Origin of the sequence: Curtobacterium sp. UNCCL20, from assembly GCF_900101675.1 — a bacterium.
Taxonomy (GTDB): Bacteria; Actinomycetota; Actinomycetes; order Actinomycetales; family Microbacteriaceae; genus Curtobacterium.
The window spans coordinates 1,018,184-1,031,001 of sequence record NZ_FNKG01000001.1 but is presented as its reverse complement, the minus strand read 5'-3'; the positions used below and the strand labels follow the sequence as shown (position 1 = coordinate 1,031,001).

Below are 12,818 nucleotides of genomic sequence, written 5' to 3'. Positions count from 1 at the left end.
GCGCCTCCAGTCCGTCCACCCACCGACCAGAGCCTGTCCCCAAAACGCGACGCCGTCGTCCGGGACGCGCAGCGGTCGGACACATCCGGCACGGACGCGCGAGGCTTGGTGCATGAGCAACACGGCTGCCGAGGGACCCCGGTCCCTCGTTTCCGTGTCCGGCACCGACACCAGCAAGGCCATCGAGGACCTCGCCGGCATGTACGCGGGCCGCGCCTGGCACTCGGGCCGCGTCGACGAGGAGTACTGGTACCGCTACGTCGGCATCGGTGACGAGCAGATGAGCATCCGACGCTCCCAGATGCACGGCTCGCTCAGGGGCGACGTCGCCGTCGAGGGCGAGGTCGTCGTCCAGTGGATCGACTCCGGGAGCGCCAGCATCGACGTCGGCCGGGACGAGGTGCGCATGCAGCCCGGCGTCCCGACGCTGTTCCCCATCGAGCAGCGCTTCGAGATGGAGTACCGCGACTGGGACCAGCGGCTCGTGCACCTCGACCGCGACCTCGTGCTCGACGTCGCCGCCGAGCAGTACCTCGTCGACGGCGCGGTCGCCTTCGACCGGTTCACGCCACCGACCCAGGCGTCCGTCGAGCGGTGGCGCAGCGCCGTCGCCGGTTCCGTCCGGGCGCTCCGCTCCGAGGGCGAGGACTCGCTCGCCTGGCACGAGTCGCAGCGTGAGGTCACCCGCGCCCTGCTCGGCATGTACCGCTTCCGCGCCGAACAGGCCCCGCTCGGCTGGGGCGAGCACCGGAACGCCCGCGTCCGGGCCGCGGTGGAGCACATCCACGCGCACGCACACGAGCCGCTGACCGTGTCGGACGTCGCCCGGGCGGCGGACCTCAGCGTCCGCGGGCTGCAGGAGGCGTTCCAGCGCACCCTCGACCGGTCGCCGATGCAGTACCTCCGCGAGGTCCGGCTGCGCCGCGCCCACGAGGACCTCCGCCGTGGTGAGCCCGGGTCGGTCTCGGTCGCCGAGGTCGCGTCTCGGTGGGGCTTCACCCACATGGGACGGTTCTCGGGCGAGTACCTGCACCGGTTCGGCGAGTACCCGAAGCAGACGCTGCGGCGCTAACCGACCGGCTCGGTCGGGGCCTCCGACGGGGCAGCCACGCCGTCGTCGACCCGGTCGTCCTGCACGTCGATGCCAGCCACGGCGCTCGGGAAACCGCGGTGTCCTCGCGTCGTCCACATCCCGATCAGACCGGCCACCGCCAGGAAGGCCGCGAGGAGACCCGCCAGCGGGAACGTCACCGCAGTCGCCACTCCCCAGCCACCGGAGCCGAGTGCCCAGCGCACGAGCCGTCGTCCGGCACCGGGCCGACCGACCGGAGCGATCCGCACGACGTGGTCCCCGAGCGTCCGGCCGGTGACCAGCACGATCACGAGCTGCGCTGCGGGGGCGACGAACAGGACGGCGGTCGCCGCGTCCACCACACCGCCGTCGTCAGGAACGTCGCCACCGCTGACCAGCGCTGCCACCAGGGTGACCCCGACGGAGAGCGCTCCCGAGGTGAGCGAGATCGCCAGGACGTCGGACACCATCCCGAGGAAGCGGCGGCCGGCGGTCACCGGCCGTGGCACTCCGGCGCGCGCAGCGTCGTCTGACCGCACGAACAGGGTGACGAGCGGCGCCGCTGCGAGCCCGAGCACCGCTCCGCCGGTGTTCGCGATGAGGTCGTCGACGTCGAACAACCGGTACGCGCACGGGTAGAGGAACCAGTCTCCGGTGAGCTGGGTGCACTCGATCGCGAGCGACACGAGGAACCCGGACACGACACCCGCCGCGATCGCAGCCCCGACCCCTCGGCGGGCGAACCGGTGGCCGACCAGGGCTCCGAGCGGGACGAAGAGCAGGACGTTGAACACCACCTGCGCGACGGCCGGGTTGGTGAGCAGCGAGCGGACGCCGGTGATCCCGCCTTCCTTCGCGATGTCCTCGAGGAAACGGAACGGGACCGTCTGGGGCCCAGCAGCCGTCAGGCACATCCGCGCGGTGTCGTCGGGGAGCGGCAGCAGCGTGTAGGAGAGCAGCGCCAGGGCGTACACGACGGTGCCGAACCCCAGCAGTCCGCGGCGGAACCCGATCCGGCCGTAGCGGCGGTACTCGCGGGCGAGCCACGGCACGAAGGCGGCGACGGCGAGCACGGTGCCGAACGCGAAGGCGATGATGCCGGGCAGGAGGGTTCCCATGCGGCCTGTCTACCCGACCTCGTCGCCCGAGGGCAGCGCACCGCACCAGTCGACCGACCCGGCGGCGATGCTCGCCTGGAGCGCCCCGGAGGACGCGTCGACGATGCTCACGAGTCCGCCCGACGCCGACTTCGTCGCCACGGCCACGAACTGGCCGTTCGGCGACGGGCAGACCGCCGTCACGCTCGCGTCGTCGGGGAGGGACACCGGCAGCCTGGAGGCGCGGCTCCCCTCGACCCGCACGATCCGTGCCGAGATGGTCCCGTCCGACCGCACGTCCCCCACCACGCGCAGGTAGGTGCTGTCCGTCAGCTGTGCGATCCGCCCGAGGTAGGCGGCGTCGGTGCTGCCGGCGGGTGCCTGCAGCGCGGTGCGCTTCCCGTCCGTCAGGTCGAGCCGCACGATGCCGGTGCCCGTCTCGACCACCGCGGTGGTGCCGGTGCCGACGAAGCCGTGCAGGTACGTGGCGCTGCCGAGGCGGACGGCGGGGGTCCGGCCGCTCATGTCGACGAGCACGAGGTCGTCGCTGCCGGTCCGGACGAGGGCGCTCTCGGTGCGGGGGACGTACGCCCACTGGCCGACGCTCATGGGCTCGGCCCCGACGACGGCCTTCCCGCTCGCGTCGATCGCGGTCGGCAGGTGGGTGCCGGTCATGTCGACGACGTACAGCCCGACGTTCCGGGCCTGCCCGGTCGACGTGTCGGCGTACTCGAACCCGAACGAGGCACCGTCGTCCGCCACGTGCAACGCGGTCACCCGGCCGCGGGACGTCGGCAGGGTGAGGTGCTCGACCGGGGCGTCCGGGTCCTGCACGCCGCCGGCGAGCGGCACGATGTCGACCGACGATCCGGCGTCGGTGCCGCTCACGACGACCAGCGACCGACCGAGGCGGGCGTACTCCGACACCCCGCTCGCCTGGTACACGGTCTCGGCACCCTCGGCGTCGAGCGAGCGCCTGACGACGCGGTCCTTCCCACCGTCGGACCCGGGGACGAGGGCGAGCACGTCGGTGCTGCCGGTCCGGATCGAGGCGGTGAGCTCCGACGTCGCGCGCTGCCCCGGCGCGCGGACCCCCGAGACGGACACGGTGTAGTCGCGGTCGTACGCCAGCGGGCCGGCGAACTCGACCGCGATGGTGTTGCCGCTCGAGGTCACGGTGTGCGCCGCTGCCGGCGTGACCCTGACGTCGGCGGCGTCCACCTTCTGGAGCGCCTGGTTCGCGGTGAGGATGACGCGCTGGGCAGGGCGGGAGACCAGGCCGCTGGCGTCGTAGGAGACGTCGCGCAGCCGAGGTCCCTGCTGGGAACCGACGACAGCGGCGAGCGCCCCGACGACCACGAACACGGTGATCGTCGCGACGAGCCGTCGCCGGAACCGGTCGCGGGGGCGTGGCCGCAGCTCAGTACTCATACGGATCCGACGGCTGGGCGATCTTCCGGACCGTGGCGGCCCGGATCACGATGCGGGCATCGGCGGACTCGTCGGGGTTCGCGGCGAGCTTGCCGGTGACGGTGACCCACTGGTCCTCGTCCGGGACGGTGCCGTCGGTGACGACGCCGAGTCCGACCGGCTGCGCGTCGACGGCGCAGCAGCTGATCACGAACCGCGTCAGGGTGAACGAGCCGTCCTCCCCCGGCACGACGAAGCCGGAGAGCCGCACCTCCTTGCCCACGAGGGACGTCGTGTCGGTGGTCTGCCGGATGAGTGCGGCCCAGTCCTTCACGCCGTACTGCGACGTGTCGACCGACGTCGCACCGAGGAGCGACACCCCGGCGCCGGAGCCCGTGGCGTCCGACAGGGTCGTCGAGTCGACGCTCCGCTGCTGCGCGGTGCGGGCCGACAGCGTCGCCGGTGGCAGGACGAGCATGGCCACGGTGATCCCGATCGTGACGAGGGCTGCCGCGCCGCCGAGCGCGGCCCCGGTGCGGCGAGCCGCGCCTCCCGTCCGCCGCCCGTGCTCGCGCTCGCGACGCACCTCGTCGTCGGCAGCGTCGGCGTCGGCGTCGGCGTCGGCGTCGGCGTCGGCGTCGGCGGGACCGCGCCCCTCCCCGTCGTGTGCGTGCCCGTGGCCGAGACCGACGACCACCAGGCCGGCGATCGACGCGGGCACCGCCACGGCCGCGAGCACGATCGTGAAGACCGAGTACCGCGGGTTGATGTAGAGGTCCAGGTGCCCGGCGAGGGCGAGCCACAGCGTGCACAGCGCCACCGCGAGCACCGAGCCGAGCCCCAGGTACGACCGTCCCTTCTCAGACCAGGACATTCATCACCAACCCGACGGTTCCGGCGAACAGGACGCAGACGACCGCGAGGAGCACCAGGAAGCGTGCGCGGAAGGTCGTGCGGAGGAGCGCGATCATCTTCACGTCGATGATCGGCCCGATGATGAGGAACGCCGTGATCGACCCCGGGAGGAACGTCGACGCGAAGGACAGCGCGAAGAAGGCGTCGACGTTCGAGCAGAGCGACACCGTCATCGCGAGGAGCATCATCGCGGCGACCGAGAGCACCGGGTTCGCGCCGATCGCCACGAGCGTGGAGCGGGGCACGGCGACCTGGATCGCGGCGGCGAGTCCGGCACCGACGAACAGGGCAGGCATCATCGTGGCGGTCTCCCCGCCGAACTGTGCAGCGCTCTCCCGCCAGCGGTTCCGGGCCCGCGGGGCGCCGACCGCCGCACGGCACCGGGCCTCGAACGCGGGCAGGAGCAGCTCGGCCGGGCGTCGGTGCGCCGCCACGATCCAGCCGACGAGGTTCGCGATGACGAACCCGCCGACGATGCGGACGGGCAGGATCCAGCCGGACCAGCCGAACGCCTGCGCTGTGCTGATGATCACGAGGGGGTTGAGGATCGGCGCGGCGACGAGGAACGTGACCGCCTCGGCCGGGGTGAACCCGCGCATCATGAGGCCGCGGGCGAGCGGCACGTTCCCGCACTCGCACACCGGGAAGAGCATGCCGATCAGCGAGATGACGGCGCGACGCGGCACCGGCCGCTCGGGCAGCACCCGCTCGAGCGCGCCGACCGGCACCCACACCTCGACGACGATCGAGAGCACGATGCCGAGGACCACGAACGGCAGGGACTCGACGACCACGCTGATCGCGAGCGTCAGGAAGTCCTGCACGACGTTCGGCAGGCCCGCTGCTCCCACGCTCGGGGACAGCAGACGAACGCCGAGCAGCACGACGACCGCGGCCAGCACGAGGCCGGGGCCGGTGCCGGCACGTGTTCGCTGCGGCGGCGTGGTCGTCGTCACCGGGCAAGGATAGGCGACGGACGTCGCCGGCTCGGCCGCACGCCCGGCGGTGTCGGGAACACGGGCACGCCCGGCGGTGACGGGCCCACGGGTCGGTCAGGCCCGCGCGATCTCGTCGAGGTGGCGGTCGAGCACGTCGATCGCCCAGTCGCCGGACTCCCCCGGCGCCAGCCGCACGATCTGCATCGCGAGGCCGTCGATGAGCGCGTGCAGCCGGCGCGCCTCGTACTCGCGGTCGTCCTCGGGGACGCCGAGCAGCTGCAGGATCCCTTCGCTCCACTCGCGCATCTCGTCGACGACCCGGTCGAGGGCCGGCCGGAGTTCCGCGTCGGTGAGCGCGGCGTTCCCGAGCGCGAGGTAGACGTCGAGCTCGATGACGCGCTCCTCGTCGAGCGGCAGGAGCTCGAGCACGAGGCGGTGCACCCGCTCCCGCGGCGGCAGGTCCGCGGGGAGCGCGTCGATGCGCGCCCGCGTCCGCGCGAACACCGCGGTGATGGTGTGCTCGCGCATGCTCGCCTGCGTCGGGAACACGTAGCGCACGGTGCTCGGCGGCAGCCCGGCCGCGGCGGCGACGTTCCGCACGCTCAACGCGCCGAGACCGTCCTGGGCGAGGACCCGCGCCGCTGCCGCCGACACCGTGCGGCGGCGTTCCTCGAGGTCGATGCTCCTGGCCACGCGCTCATACTCGCACAGTCGTACGAGTTCGTGCTACCGTCGTTGTTGTCGCACAGTCGTACGACAACCGCAACGGAAGGACATCGTCATGGCGTGGGGCATCCTCGTCCTGTCCGGCGTGCTCGAAGCGGTGTGGGCCACCGCACTGGGCGCGTCGAACGGTTTCAAGAAGATCGTCCCGACGATCGTGTTCGTCGTGGGCATGGCGCTCAGCATGGTCGGGCTCGCGCTCGCCATGCGGGAGATCCCGGTCGGCACGGCGTACGCGGTGTGGGTCGGCATCGGTGCATCGCTGACGGTCGTCGTCGCGGTCCTCCGGAAGCAGGAGGCGGCCTCGTTCGCCCGGCTCGCCCTGGTCTTCGGCCTCGTCGCCTGCGTCGTCGGCCTCAAGGTGGTGAGCTGACGTGGCGTGGATCGTCCTGTTCGTCAGCGCCACGCTCGAGACCGTCTGGGCCACCGCCCTCGGCGAGAGTGACGGCTTCACCGAGCTCCGACCGACGATCGTCTTCGCGATCACCATCGCCGTGAGCCTCGGCGCGTTCGGCTACGTCCTGAAGCACATCCCGATCAGCACGGCGTACGCGGTGTGGACCGGTACCGGTGCGGCGCTCACGGTGCTCTGGGGCATGGCGACGGGGGCCGAACCGGTGACGGCACTGCGTGTGCTCTTCATCGCCGGGATCGTCGGCTGCGTGGTCGGCCTCAAGCTCGCGCCGGCCCGCCCCGCCGACACGCTTCGGCGCCGCTCGAGACTCGGCCTGGGCGACACTCCTCGCGCCGCAACGCGCGAGATCGGTCGCTGAACCCGAGACTCGGGCACGTCCGTCGCAGGGCGGGCCCGAGAACGCACGCCGAGACGGCCGGGAGGCGCGGTGCCAGCTGGCACCGCGCCTCCCGGCCGTCAGGTGGTGACGTGCGCGATCAGACGGACGCGCCCGTCCACTCGTCCTCGGCGGCGACGTGGTCGCTGCCCACCGTGCCGGCGGCCATCGCCGCGGCCAGGCGCGAGGCGTGCGACGGCGGGTCGGACGGCACGTCGGCCGGACGTCCCTCGTCGTTGATCTTCCGGAGCTCCGGCACGATGTCCTCAGCGAGGATGTCGATCTGCTCGAGCACCGTCTTGAGCGGCAGCCCCGCGTGGTCGATGAGGAACAGCTGGCGCTGGTAGTGCCCGACGTGGTCCTTCATCGCGGCGTACCGGTCGATGACCTGCTGGGGCGACCCGACCGTGAGCGGGGTCTGCTCCGTGAAGTCCTCCATCGACGGCCCGTGGCCGTAGACCGGGGCGTTGTCGAAGTACGGACGGAACTCGTCGATCGCGTCCTGCGAGTTCTTCCGCGCGAAGAACTGTCCGCCGAGGCCGACGATCGCCTGGTTCGCCGCACCGTGGCCGTAGTGCTCGAACCGCTGGCGGTACAGCCCGACCATCTGCTCGGTGTGCTGGATCGGCCAGAAGATGTTGTTGTGGAAGAAGCCGTCACCGTAGTACGCGGCCTGCTCGGCGATCTCCGGCGTGCGGATCGAGCCGTGCCACACGAAGGGCGGCACGCCGTCGAGCGGACGCGGGGTCGAGGTGAAGCCCTGCAGCGGCGTGCGGAACTTGCCCTGCCAGTTCACGACGTCGTTCTCCCAGAGCTGGCGGACGAGCGCGTAGTTCTCGATCGCGAGGTTGACGCCCTGGCGGATGTCCTGCCCGAACCACGGGTAGACCGGGCCGGTGTTGCCGCGGCCCATCATGAGGTCCATCCGGCCGTCGGAGATCACCTGGAGCATCGCGTACTCCTCGGCGATGCGCACCGGGTCGTTCGTGGTGATGAGGGTCGTCGACGTGGACAGCGTGATGTCCTTCGTCTTCGCGGCGAGGTACGCGAGCATCGTCGTCGGGCTGGACGCGACGAACGGCGGGTTGTGGTGCTCGCCGGTGGCGAAGACGTCGAGGCCGGCCTGGTCGGCGTGCTCGGCGATCGTCAGGATGTCCCGGACACGTGTGGTGTCGTCCGGCGAGGTGCCGGTCGTGGGGTCCGTCGTGACGTCGCTGACGGTGAAGATACCGAACTGCATGGTGCCCGCCTCCTGGCTAGCTGTGTTGTCGAGCATTTCGATGCGTTTGCATCGACTTGCTGGGTACAACGTAGCGCAGGCGCAGGCATTCCCGCCAGTGCGGGGCCGCGGCGGCGGCCCGGTCGCCTCAGGCGTCGTCCTCGAGCACCCGGTTCCGCAGCACGCCCGACTCGCGCCAGAGCAGGTACGCGCCCGTCCACACGAACATGATCGCCACGAGCGCCAGACAGGGGAACAGGAACACGAAGTCGAGCGTCGTGCCGATCGGCGGGGCACCCGGCATCGCGGACCGCAGTGCCGGGAACGACAGCAGGGTCGCGCTCAACCAGATGACGTTCGCGAACTCGAGCTTCCGGCGGAGGATCGCACTGCCGATCGTGACGACCGCCATCAGGGTCGTGAACAGGATCGCGAGGATGTAGAACGACACGATCACGACGCTGAGACCGTCGCGGTGCCCGTCGATCTGCATCGGCACCAGGGTCCGGCCGTCCTGCTGCTCCCCCGCGCTCCGCACCGCGTTCATGACCCACGGCCGTGCCGAGTTCGTCATGTCGACCTCGAACGGCACGGCGTCGCCGGAGTCGTCGTTCTGCACGCTCAACTGGAAGTTCGCGAACGGCTGGTCGAACGGGTACGAGGTGTCGCCACGGTCGAGGGTCAACGTCAACGAGGTCGCGTCCACGACGGACTGGCCGGGGAACGTGACGACGCTCGTGGTCACGCCGCCGCTCGAGACCTCGATGCGGAGCGGCTTCGAGATCTCACCGGCCTTCGCACCCTCGAACGACCCGTGCGGGATCGGCAGGACGTTGGCCTGCAGCACCCGGTTCGACAGGTCGACGTCCTGCACGCTCATCCGGAGGGTCATGAAGTTGCCGGTCGCACTGTTCGACCCGCTCACCGGGACCGCCGTGGTGGTCTTCAGCGCCCCGGAGAGTCCGATCACCACGTAGTACACGGCCAGCAGCACGACGGCCACGAGCAGGATGATCGGGGCCGGGTTCCGGCGGGTGCGCTTCTGGGCGGGCACGTCGGTGGTCTGCGTCATCGGTTGCTCCCGGACGGTGGGTCGGTTGTCGGACTGGAGGCACGGCCCGGCCCCGGCGCGCCGGAACCGGTGGGCGAGGTGGTCGCGTCGGCGGCGGGGCCGCCCCCGGAGCGGCGACCCGCGACGGTCGCGGCGAGCGCGAAGAGGAGCATCGCCAGGAGCGGCACCATCGCACCGGGGAACTCGGTGACGGAGAAGGTCGTGATCTGGTCCGCGAGCTGCGACGCCTCGGTCGCCCCCTTCGCGGCCGCCGTCGTCACGGTCATCGCGTTCGCCTGCGAGGACCGGTTCGAGTCGAGGGAGATCTGCTGCACGGCGGTGTCCGGCGCGTTCAGCGGGTCGGCGTAGACCCGCACGTCGACGTCGGCCTGCTGCCCGGGGTCGAGCGGGATCATGCACGAGAACGTGGTCGTCGCGACCGTGCAGGCGAGCCGCTCACCGTCCACGACGACGGCGACGTCGCGGTAGACCATGCCGGTCGACATCCGGGCCTGGAAGGTGATGACGACCGTCGCGCCCGAGGTGTTCGGGCCGAGCGTGCCGCGCATGTCCGCGGCCGTGCCGGGCACGATGCGCTGGGCGCCGAAGCGGAACGCCATCGGGAGGGGGCCGTCGTTCGCGGCGCCGGATGCGGTTCCGGATCCACCGGAACCGCTCCCGCCGGAACCGCTCCCGTCGGAACCGCTCCCGTCGGGTCCGCGTCCACCGGACCCGGCGGACGGTGCCGCCGGCGCCTCCGAGCGGGACGGTCGCTGCGGCGCCGGGCCGGAACCCGTGGAGGGAGCACCGCCTGCGACTGCTCCGCTCCCCGGCGCCGAGCCACCGGTGGCCCCGCTGCCCGATCCGGGGGCACCCCCCGCGCCGGCGCCACCGCCCGTGGCGCCACCGTTGCCGGGCGCGGGGGCCGTGCCTCCGGGCGGTCGCACCGTCGGCGCGGTGACGGTGAACGTGGTCGTGGCGCGTGCCGACTCGACTCCGCCGTACGTCTGGGACGCCGTGAGCGTGACCGGTCCGACTGCCAGCGCCCGGGCCGGCGTGCAGGCGAACGACGTCGCCCGCGTCGCGGTCGTGGTGCAGAGGACCCGCTCCCCCTGGCGGACGGTGACGACGGCGTTCGGGAGCACCCCCCGGCCACGCACCTCGGGGGTGCGATCAGTCGTCGAGGAGCGGTTGCCGGGTGTCGTGATGACCGGGGCTCCCGGCGCGGTGGTCGTGACCGTGCTGCTCGAGTCCACCGGCGACACCGACGCGGTCGACGACGACGCCTGCGCAGCGATCGTGAACGATGTCCCCGGTGCCGTGCCCGCCCGCGCCGCGATCGTCAGGCGGACGACCCGTTCCGAACCCGGCGCGATCGTGCCGAGGTCCACGCCGGTGCCGAGCGAGCCGCAGGCGATCGGCGAGCCGTCCAGCTGGCAGACCGGTACCTGCAGGCCGCCCGGGTCCGCGGTGACGACGACTCCCCGCGCCTCGCCCGCACCTCGGTTCGCGATCGTCACGGTGCGCACGGACGGGAACCCGGCGTAGAGCTGCGCGCCACCGGCCTGGGTGATCTCGAGGCCTGCGGGAGCGAGGACCGTGAACGTGCTGGTCACCGGAGGCGAGGTCTGCCCGAACCGGTCCGTCTGCGTCGCGCGCACCGTGTGGAGGCCGACGGCGAGCGGGGCTGACGGCGTGCACGACCAGGCGGTGTCCGTGCCCGCGGGGACGGCGCACAGCGGGTCGCCGTCGATCGTCGCGCTGAGGGTCGTGCCGGTCGTGGTCGCAGCGCCGGCCGTCTTCGTGCCGGAGATCGTCGGCTGCGTCGCGATGGACTCGTCCCCGGCGGGCGGGGTCGTGATGGTCGGGGCGACCGGCGCGGGCGGCGGCACGATGTCCACGACGTAGTCGCCGGATTCGACCCCGGAGATGGTGGACGTCCCCGTGGCGGTCTGGGGTGCCGCCGCCGTGGGGTCGATCGTCAGGCTGATCGCGACCTGGTTCCCCGGGCCCCACGTGCTGAAGCCACAGGCCGCCTGCTGGCCGCCGTTCACCGGGGTGCACGTGAACTGGCCGAGCCCCGGAGCCGGGACCGACTGCCCTGCGGTGATCGCCGTGCCGGGCGGGGCGGTGATGGTCCACGTGCCGGTGCCGCCGCCCTGGTTCTGCACGACGGCCTGGACGGAGCTGCCGGGCGTCCCGCTCGGCACCGCACCCACCTGGGTCATCGCGGACGCCGAGGACGCGGGCACCAGGACGGCTGCGGCGACCAGCAGCAGCCCGAGCCCGGCGGCCACCAGCCGACGCGGTGCTCGCTCCGCCCCCGGGGCCCGCTGCGCCGTCATGTGTTCCTGTCCGCGGCGACCCCCTCGGTCGCCGACGTCCACGACGGTAGTCGGATAACGCGGATCGCGTCCGGCATCGTTGCCGGTCCGTGACCGCGCGACCGGCGCTCAGGCGGCGGGGATCGCCTCGGTGTCGGTCCGCGGCGCCCGGTGCAGGTCGTCGGCGAGCCACACCATCGTCACCGCTGCCAGCACGCTCGCGCTCGACGCCATCCGGCCCGCGACCAGGATCGCCGCGTGGTCGTGCGCACCGCCCGCGATCCCGTAGACGAGCGCGGCCACGCCGACCAGGAACGTCACCCCGGTGGCGACGAGCAGGACACCGCTCACCACCCGGCGCGGACCCCGACGGCCGTCGCGGTCACCCCGTTGCGCACGGTCGACCTGCGGCCCGACGGCACGGACGAGGCCGAGCCAGAACAGGGCGATGCCGCACGCACCGATGATGTCGCTGACCCGGTGCCATCCGTAGACCACCGTCTGGTTCGCCACGAAGACCGCGTACGCGGCACCGAGGAGCGTCACGATCGGGCGGAACCGGCGCGGGGTGACCATGAGCACGCCGAACAACGCGGCGAGGGCGATCGTCGCGTGTCCGGAGGGGAACGAGTTCGGCGTCGTCGACTGAGCGATCTCCGGGCGCTCGGCGATACGCTTGACGAGCGTCGAGGTGGCGGCCGACGCGAGCACCACCACACCCGCCCCGAGCCCCACCGCGAGCCGACGTCGGGCGAACGCGACGGCGGCGATCACGACCACGAGCAACAGGATCACCGGCACCGAGATGACGTTGAGTGCAGTGTCCGACCCGAACAGGTCGGACTCCCGGACCCCGCCGAGCGCGGCGTCCTCGACCCGCTGCCCCATCGGCGTCAGCACCGCTGCCGCGTAGACGGAAGGCACGATCACGAACCCCAGAGCAGCCAACAGTCCCCACCGCACCCGTCGCGAGACACTCGGTCCACGCGACTCGGGCGCGTTGCGTTCGGGCGTTCGGGTCACCGGGCTGATCCTCCTCGGGGCGCTGGTCGCCGGTCTCGTCACACGACTGGTCACGCGCGTGCGATTCGGACGGTCGGGGTCCGACACGATACCGTTGGACCGCCGGTCGGAGGCTGGGAACCGCGGGTCGACGACCCACGGATCCGGCAGCCAGCCGAACGGCCGCGCGCCGGTGAACGCACCCGCGCGCGTCGCCGGGACGCAGGTCGCCGGCACGCACACCGCCGGACCGACGCACGCCGCGTCGGCTGCGTA

Annotated in this window: 12 protein-coding genes; 3 read left to right on the top strand and 9 right to left on the bottom strand. The window is 72.4% G+C overall.

Annotation, left to right across the window (positions count from 1 at the left end):
- Window positions 1-112 precede the first annotated feature (112 nt).
- Window positions 113-1,072: a helix-turn-helix transcriptional regulator gene (locus BLT36_RS05135; protein ID WP_092092502.1), complete on the top strand. Its 960-nt coding sequence runs from the start codon at window positions 113-115 to the stop codon at window positions 1,070-1,072.
- Here the strand turns inward: BLT36_RS05135 and BLT36_RS05130 are convergent.
- The 5 genes from BLT36_RS05130 to BLT36_RS05110 all read right to left on the bottom strand — a co-directional run bounded on the left by BLT36_RS05130 (window position 1,069) and on the right by BLT36_RS05110 (window position 6,125).
- Window positions 1,069-2,190 carry a VanZ family protein gene (locus tag BLT36_RS05130; protein WP_092092500.1) on the bottom strand — a complete coding sequence of 374 codons (1,122 nt, stop codon included), beginning with the start codon at window positions 2,188-2,190 and terminating at the stop codon, window positions 1,069-1,071. The two genes, BLT36_RS05135 and BLT36_RS05130, sit on opposite strands and share 4 nt — an antisense overlap.
- 9 nt (window positions 2,191-2,199) lie before the next feature.
- A complete protein-coding gene (locus BLT36_RS05125; protein WP_092092499.1) occupies window positions 2,200-3,600 on the bottom strand; it encodes a lactonase family protein in 1,401 nt (466 codons plus the stop codon).
- The gene (locus tag BLT36_RS05120) at window positions 3,590-4,453 is read right to left on the bottom strand and encodes a TIGR03943 family putative permease subunit (protein WP_092092497.1); all 864 of its coding nucleotides are present in this window, start codon (window positions 4,451-4,453) and stop codon (window positions 3,590-3,592) included. The genes BLT36_RS05125 and BLT36_RS05120 overlap by 11 nt, the downstream gene beginning before the upstream one ends.
- Entirely contained in the window at window positions 4,440-5,450 is a 1,011-nt protein-coding gene (locus BLT36_RS05115; protein ID WP_092092496.1) for a permease, read from the bottom strand. The genes BLT36_RS05120 and BLT36_RS05115 overlap by 14 nt, the downstream gene beginning before the upstream one ends.
- 96 nt (window positions 5,451-5,546) lie before the next feature.
- Window positions 5,547-6,125 carry a TetR/AcrR family transcriptional regulator gene (locus BLT36_RS05110; RefSeq protein ID WP_254787337.1) on the bottom strand — a complete coding sequence of 193 codons (579 nt, stop codon included), beginning with the start codon at window positions 6,123-6,125 and terminating at the stop codon, window positions 5,547-5,549.
- 88 nt (window positions 6,126-6,213) lie between these two features.
- Between BLT36_RS05110 and BLT36_RS05105 the strand changes: the two genes are divergently transcribed.
- Both BLT36_RS05105 and BLT36_RS05100 read left to right on the top strand, forming a co-directional pair.
- Window positions 6,214-6,528, top strand: a complete 315-nt coding sequence (locus tag BLT36_RS05105) for a DMT family transporter (protein ID WP_092092494.1) — start codon at window positions 6,214-6,216, stop codon at window positions 6,526-6,528.
- Window position 6,529: 1 nt separating this feature from the next.
- Window positions 6,530-6,928 carry a DMT family transporter gene (locus BLT36_RS05100; RefSeq protein WP_092092493.1) on the top strand — a complete coding sequence of 133 codons (399 nt, stop codon included), beginning with the start codon at window positions 6,530-6,532 and terminating at the stop codon, window positions 6,926-6,928.
- Between the two features lie 118 nt (window positions 6,929-7,046).
- Here BLT36_RS05100 and BLT36_RS05095 read toward each other — a convergent pair whose 3' ends face one another.
- From BLT36_RS05095 to BLT36_RS05080, 4 genes are all read right to left on the bottom strand, one after another.
- Window positions 7,047-8,186: an LLM class flavin-dependent oxidoreductase gene (locus tag BLT36_RS05095; protein ID WP_092094339.1), complete on the bottom strand. Its 1,140-nt coding sequence runs from the start codon at window positions 8,184-8,186 to the stop codon at window positions 7,047-7,049.
- Between the two features lie 127 nt (window positions 8,187-8,313).
- Window positions 8,314-9,237, bottom strand: coding sequence for a DUF4436 family protein (locus BLT36_RS05090; RefSeq protein WP_092092491.1), 924 nt, complete (start codon window positions 9,235-9,237; stop codon window positions 8,314-8,316).
- On the bottom strand, window positions 9,234-11,561 hold the full coding sequence (locus tag BLT36_RS05085) for a hypothetical protein (RefSeq protein ID WP_139166372.1): 2,328 nt from the start codon (window positions 11,559-11,561) through the stop codon (window positions 9,234-9,236). The genes BLT36_RS05090 and BLT36_RS05085 overlap by 4 nt, the downstream gene beginning before the upstream one ends.
- Window positions 11,562-11,669: 108 nt before the next feature.
- Window positions 11,670-12,563, bottom strand: a complete 894-nt coding sequence (locus tag BLT36_RS05080; RefSeq protein WP_175529494.1) for a phosphatase PAP2 family protein — start codon at window positions 12,561-12,563, stop codon at window positions 11,670-11,672.
- Window positions 12,564-12,818: the final 255 nt, after the last annotated feature.